Raw genomic sequence first — 6,135 nt, 5'->3', positions numbered from 1 at the left:
TTTTGCGCAGGTGAAATGCTGGATTGGGATGCTCCCACGGGAGGTTATTTAATCCAGGGATGTGTTTCAAGCGGATATGTGGCGGGGAAAGCAATTAAATTGAGAGTTGAGAATTGAAAAGATTTAGATTCTTAGAAAGCAATTAAAATCACGGTTTTTTGATGCGATTAGTGGAAAAACTGTTACATTTTTCATTATCAATTTTCAATTCATTATTGGTCGATTCTCGGCAAATTAATTTTCTCCTTTACCACAAAACAAGTAGGGAATTGCTGCGTTGTTGCGGCTTTCACCTTTTCAGCTTCCAATTGTGTCCTGAAATCTCCGACCTTCAAAAAATAGTGCGGGGCAACAAATTCCACATAGGTATCTACTTTCGGAAACATGGCTGCAAACCGGGATCTCGCATCATCAATCTGGCTCTTGCTCGTGTCAAAAGTCAACTGAAGACGGTAACCGTTTATTTCAGCGGTTGTTGCCGGAGGAGTAATCTGACCCTGAGCTTTCACCAATTCATCAATTCTACTGTCTTTTACAATAGTTACCTGGGTGTTTCCTTCGAAAGAAACAAGAATCAGAGAAGCAATCAAAATCACATTTTTCATATCAAAAAGCTTTGTGCAAAGTTAGTTTATTTTTTGAAGTGGTTCATTTTGTCTGAATGTCTTGAATTCATTCAAAAAAATCGTGCCAAAAAAAGCTCGGAAAGCAGCTGTTTTTGGGTGTAAGTTGAAGCAAATTAGGGTATTGTTAACAAATGTGAAAGAATAAAGTTATTTAGAATCATTTTAAATTAAAAAATCAGGGGCAGAAATTGTCATAAAACTGTCACAGAATGGGCTTATTCTTCTAAATTTGCCATCGTTAATTGCTGTGTTAACATAGTGTTGACAACTTATTGTAGGAACAAAAATATCTAATAATCAGATGTTTAGAAGTATAAAACAATGGTGTATCGGTGCGCTTTCAACGCTTTTTGTTGTAGGTGCATTTGATAGTTTCGCTCAAGTTGATGGCGGAGCATTATTTAAGGCGAAGTGTGCTACGTGTCACTCTCCTTTCAAAGACGGGACAGGTCCTAAGCTATTTCACGTTCGTGAAAAATGGGCTTCAGGAGGTGCAAAGGAAGGTTCTATCTATCAGTGGGTAGCTAACTGGAGTGCTGCGGCGGCTTCAGATCCGTATGCGAAACAAGTTTCGACTTCGAAACCTACTGCCATGAATACCTTTCCGGATTTAGCGGGGAAGCAAAAAGAAATCGATGCGATTTTCGATTATATTGATGCTCAACCGGATCCGGCAACTGCGAAAGCAGAAGGTGCTGCTGAAGGTGGTGCATCTGCAACCGGAGAAGTAGAAGAAGACGGATTGTCTTGGGTGTGGATCTTAATGGGTGTGGTTTTCGTTGTGATTATCATGGCTGTTGGTGGTGTTCGCCGCCAGTTGAGAAATGCTACAAGAGAGCAGGACGGTCAACCGGTGAATGAAGATTTGTCATTCGGACAAGAGTTTAAAGCATGGGCTTGGAAGTACAAGCGTTACGTTGGTCTTGGAGGATTGGTGATTACACTTTCCTTGATTGTGTCCTTATTCCTTTCTCTGTACTCAATCGGGATTTTGGAAGATTATCAGCCATCTCAGCCGATTGAATTCCCTCACGATATTCACGCCGGTAAAAACGGAATTGACTGTAAATACTGTCATAACTCTGCGATTGATGGGAAAACAGCAGGGATCCCTACAGTAAACGTTTGTATGAACTGTCACAAGCAGATCAACGGGAACGATGCTGAGCAACAAGAGAAAATCGCTAAGATTTATGCAGCTGCAGGATGGGATCCGGTGAAACAAGTTTACACAGGTAAAACAAAAGAGATTATCTGGAATAAAGTTCACGTATTGCCTGATCACGTTTACTTCAACCACCAGCAACACGTTGTTGCAGGACAGGTAGATTGTAAGCAATGTCACGGTGATATGACGAAAATGAACCAGACTGCAAAAGTTCAGCCGGTTACGGAATTGAACAAGATCGAAGGAAACGTTCAGTTGACAAAGGCAACTTTGACAATGGGATGGTGTATCGAGTGTCACGCTGAGAAAGAAATCTCTTCAGGATCATTGGATTCAAAAGGAAGCAATTATTACAACGAAATACATAACCGTTTGTTGAAAGACAAAAAATTATACAATAAGTTCCTTGAGGATAAGAAAATAACGGTTAAAGAATTAGGTGGTTGGGAGTGTGCTAAATGTCACTATTAATCAAACTCGAACAGTAGAACAAAGATTATGGCTATGTCAAAAAAATATTGGAAAGGTCTTGATGAATTGCATGAAACACCTGCGTTCGTTGAGTCAAGAGATCGTGAATTCTCACCGTCTGTTTCTGTTGACGAATTCTTAGGTGATGATCAACTTGCTGAAACATCTACGGCACGTCGTGACTTCTTGAAATTCTTGGGATTCAGTGTTGCAGCTGCTACAGTTGCGGCATGTGAGGCTCCGGTTACAAAAGCTATTCCTTACGTTGTGAAACCTGAGAACGTAACTCCGGGTGTTGCAACATGGTATGCTTCCACTTATTACGATGGAAACGCATACGCAAGTATTGTTGTTAAAACACGTGAAGGTCGACCAATTTATATTAAAGGAAACCGTGATTTCGGATTTACGCAAGGAGCTTTAACTCCTCAAATCGTTTCTTCGGTACTTTCTTTATATGATAATGCACGTTTGAAAACTGCTCAATCAAAAGGGAAAGATATTTCATGGGATAAATTGGACGGTGCGGTAAAAGCTTCTTTGGCTGATATCAAAAAATCAAACGGAAAAGTGGCATTCGTTGCAAATTCAGTGATTTCACCATCCATGCAGGGAGCAATTGTAGATTTGTCTACAAGTATCTTCGGTGAGGTGAAAGATGCAACAGGAATGTTAACTGTTCACCCGAACTTTAACTTTATCCAATACGACGCAATCTCTTACAGCGCAATGCGTGAAGCGAATCTGGAGTCTTTCGGAATGAGAGCTATTCCTGATTACGACTTCCTGCAAGCTAAAACGATTGTAAGTATCGGTGCTGACTTCCTGAGCACCTGGTTGCTTGGAAACGCATTCTCTGCAGATTACGGAAAACGCCGTGATCCGGATGGAGAATGGATGAGCAAGCACTTCCAATTTGAATCAATCATGTCTATCACTGGTTCAAACGCAGATTACCGCGGAATGATCAAACCAAGTGAGCAGGCAAACGTACTTTCTTATATCCTTGGAAAATTTGGAGTAAACACAGGTGTTGCTTCAACGTTGCCGAAAGAAGCGCAGGCTGTTGCTGATAAAGCAGTGAAAGCCTTGAAAGCTTCCAAAGGAATGTCAGTGGTTGTTTCCGGTTCAAACAATAAAGCCATTCAGATTCTGACGAATAAATTGAATAGCGTATTGGGGGCTTACGGAAAAACACTTCTTTTCGACAAGCAATTGCAAATGTTCCAGTCTGAAGATGCAAAAATGCAGAAATTCGTTTCTGACGTTATTGCAGGAAAAGGACCGGATGCAGTATTCTTCCTGGGAACAAACCCTGTTTACAACTTACCGAACGGTAAAGAGTTTGCAGCAGCACTTGAAAAAGTAAAATTGAGCGTTTCCCTGTCTTCTTACGGAGATGAAACAGCTTCAAAATGTTCATACATCGCTCCGGATCACCATGCCTTGGAATCATGGATGGATTACAATCCGAAAGCAGGGCATTATTCAATCGCACAACCTACCATCCGTCCGTTATTCGATACGGCACCGGCAATGGAATCACTATTGGTTTGGGCAGGTTCTAAAAACCGTGGAGGAAAAGATTCACGTGTAGCGTACGAATACATCTCTAAAAACTGGGAAACTTATGGGTTCCCTTACCAAACGAAATATTCAGACTTCAATACATACTTTGAAATGGCTATTCACAATAGCTGTAACGAAGATATGGCAATGCCGGCTGCAGCACTTCCTGCTTTCAACGATGCTTCTTTGAGCAAAGTTGCAGGTAAATTGCCGAAAGCAGGTTCTGTGGAAGTGGTATTATACCAAAAAGCAGGAATCGGAAATGGAGATATGGCTGGTAACCCATGGTTGCAAGAAATGCCGGATCCAATTTCCAAAGTAACGTGGGATAACTACATTACCATGTCACCTGAGACAATGAAGAAAGATGGTTACGCCGTTACTTTCGATCAGGAACACGGATTGAACCTGGCAACTGTGAAAGTTGGCGGTCAATCTATCACTTTACCGGTTTACCCTTCACCGGGACAAGCAGCAGGTACAATTGGTATCGCAGTAGGTTACGGACGTGGAGAAGGTAACGAAGAAATCGGTAACGCAGCTTTCGTAACAAAAGAATACGGAGGTTTTGCAACAGACGAAAAAGGAAATCGCGTATCAGTTGGTAAAAATGCATTCCGCTTCCTGACTTGGGAAAACGGATCTTACCAAAATAACGTGACAGGATCTCTTGCAAAAGCAGGAACTGATCTTTACCCGATCGCAGCAACACAAATTCACCATACAGTAATGTCCCGTAACTCGATTGTTAGAGAAACGACTTTGGACATTTATCAGAATGAGGAAGAAGGAACATACAATCACAAACACGTATTGCATACACATGAAGGAGAAGTTCCGATCGCGGAATTCGATTTATGGGATGCACATCCGGTAGAAAACATCGGTCACCGTTGGGGAATGACTATCGACTTGAACCAATGTTTCGGTTGTGGTGTTTGTGTCATCGCTTGTCAGGCAGAGAATAACATTCCTGTAGTTGGTAAGGATGAAGTTAGAAGAGGTCGTGAAATGCACTGGTTGCGTATCGACCGTTACTTCGCATCAAGCGAGGAAGCAGCAGTAGGAACACGTAAAGATCCTGTTTTAGGACATTTGGATTACGTAGAATCTGAAATCCCTACTGCAAACCCGGCTGTAGTTCATATGCCGATGATGTGTCAGCAATGTAACCACGCTCCGTGTGAAACGGTTTGTCCGGTTGCTGCAACAACGCACTCCAATGAAGGATTAAACCAAATGACATACAACCGTTGTATCGGTACACGTTACTGTGCTAACAACTGTCCTTACAAGGTGCGTCGTTTCAACTGGTTTAACTACCCGTCTTACAAGAAATTTACTGAAATCAACCCTGCACAAGACGATTTAGGTCGTATGGTATTGAATCCGGATGTAACGGTTCGTACTCGTGGTGTAATGGAGAAATGTTCATTCTGTGTTCAGAAGATCCAATCAGTGAAATTGGAAGCTAAAGTTCAAAACAGAACTGTTCAGGATAGTGACTTCGAATCTGCTTGTTCAGATGCTTGTCCTGCCGGAGCAATCGTATTCGGTGACTGGAACGATGTAAACTCTAAGATTCGTAAAGTTTCAGGAGGAAAACGTTCTTACCAGGCATTGGAAGAAGTAGGAGTGAAGCCAAATGTTTGGTATCAAGTGAAAGTTCGTAACAACGAAAACGCTGACCTGGACAAATTGGCGGCAGAAGCTCACCATGGCGGACATGGAGCTCATGCTGAAAAACATGAAAGTAAGTCAAATCATTAATTGCTAAAAATAAAGTCTAATGCATAAGGAAGCTGCAATTCGTGAACCCCTCATATTAGGTCACAAGACGTATCACGAGATTACTGACGACGTTTGTAAGCCGATTGAGGATAAAGCGCCACGCATGTGGTACATTTTATTCGGTATCGCTTTAATTATCGGATTATACGGAGTAGGATGTATCTTTTACTTGTTAGGAACAGGTATTGGAGTTTGGGGATTAAATAAGACCGTTGGATGGGCTTGGGATATTACCAACTTCGTTTGGTGGGTAGGTATCGGTCACGCCGGAACCTTGATCTCGGCAGTATTGTTATTGTTCCGTCAAAAATGGAGAATGGCGATCAACCGTTCAGCAGAAGCGATGACAATCTTCGCGGTATTCATGGCTGGTTTGTTCCCGTTAATTCACATGGGTCGTTTATGGGTAGGTTACTGGACTCTTCCTTTGCCAAACCACTTCGGTTCTTTGTGGGTAAACTTTAACTCACCGTTGTTATGGGACGTATTTGCGATCTCAACGTATCTTTC

General features: G+C 42.0%; 4 protein-coding genes and 1 pseudogene. 4 read left to right on the top strand and 1 reads right to left on the bottom strand.

Features of this window, described 5'->3' with window-relative positions; translation table 11 throughout:
* Positions 1–117, top strand: a 117-nt coding sequence (locus tag Q1V93_RS15720; RefSeq protein ID WP_300665962.1) for an NAD(P)/FAD-dependent oxidoreductase, incomplete at its 5' end; no start/stop codon positions are given.
* Positions 118–212: 95 nt separating this feature from the next.
* On the opposite strand, the gene Q1V93_RS15715 is transcribed toward Q1V93_RS15720, so the two are convergent.
* Positions 213–605, bottom strand: a complete 393-nt coding sequence (locus Q1V93_RS15715) for a hypothetical protein (RefSeq protein ID WP_300665961.1) — start codon at positions 603–605, stop codon at positions 213–215.
* A gap of 322 nt (positions 606–927) precedes the next feature.
* Here Q1V93_RS15715 and Q1V93_RS15710 point away from each other — a divergent pair, with 322 nt between their 5' ends.
* From Q1V93_RS15710 to Q1V93_RS15700, 3 genes and pseudogenes are all read left to right on the top strand, one after another.
* The gene (locus tag Q1V93_RS15710; RefSeq protein ID WP_300665960.1) at positions 928–2,265 is read left to right on the top strand and encodes a cytochrome c3 family protein; all 1,338 of its coding nucleotides are present in this window, start codon (positions 928–930) and stop codon (positions 2,263–2,265) included.
* Between the two features lie 33 nt (positions 2,266–2,298).
* Entirely contained in the window at positions 2,299–5,604 is a 3,306-nt protein-coding gene (locus tag Q1V93_RS15705) for a TAT-variant-translocated molybdopterin oxidoreductase (RefSeq protein WP_300665959.1), read from the top strand.
* Between the two features lie 19 nt (positions 5,605–5,623).
* A pseudogene (locus Q1V93_RS15700) lies at positions 5,624–6,135 on the top strand (hydrogenase); the annotation flags it as partial.

Source organism: Fluviicola sp. (genome assembly GCF_030151805.1).
In the GTDB taxonomy this organism is placed as follows: domain Bacteria; phylum Bacteroidota; class Bacteroidia; order Flavobacteriales_D; family Crocinitomicaceae; genus Fluviicola.
Note: the sequence above shows the minus strand (reverse complement) of the source record. Positions and strands in the feature narration are given on the sequence as shown.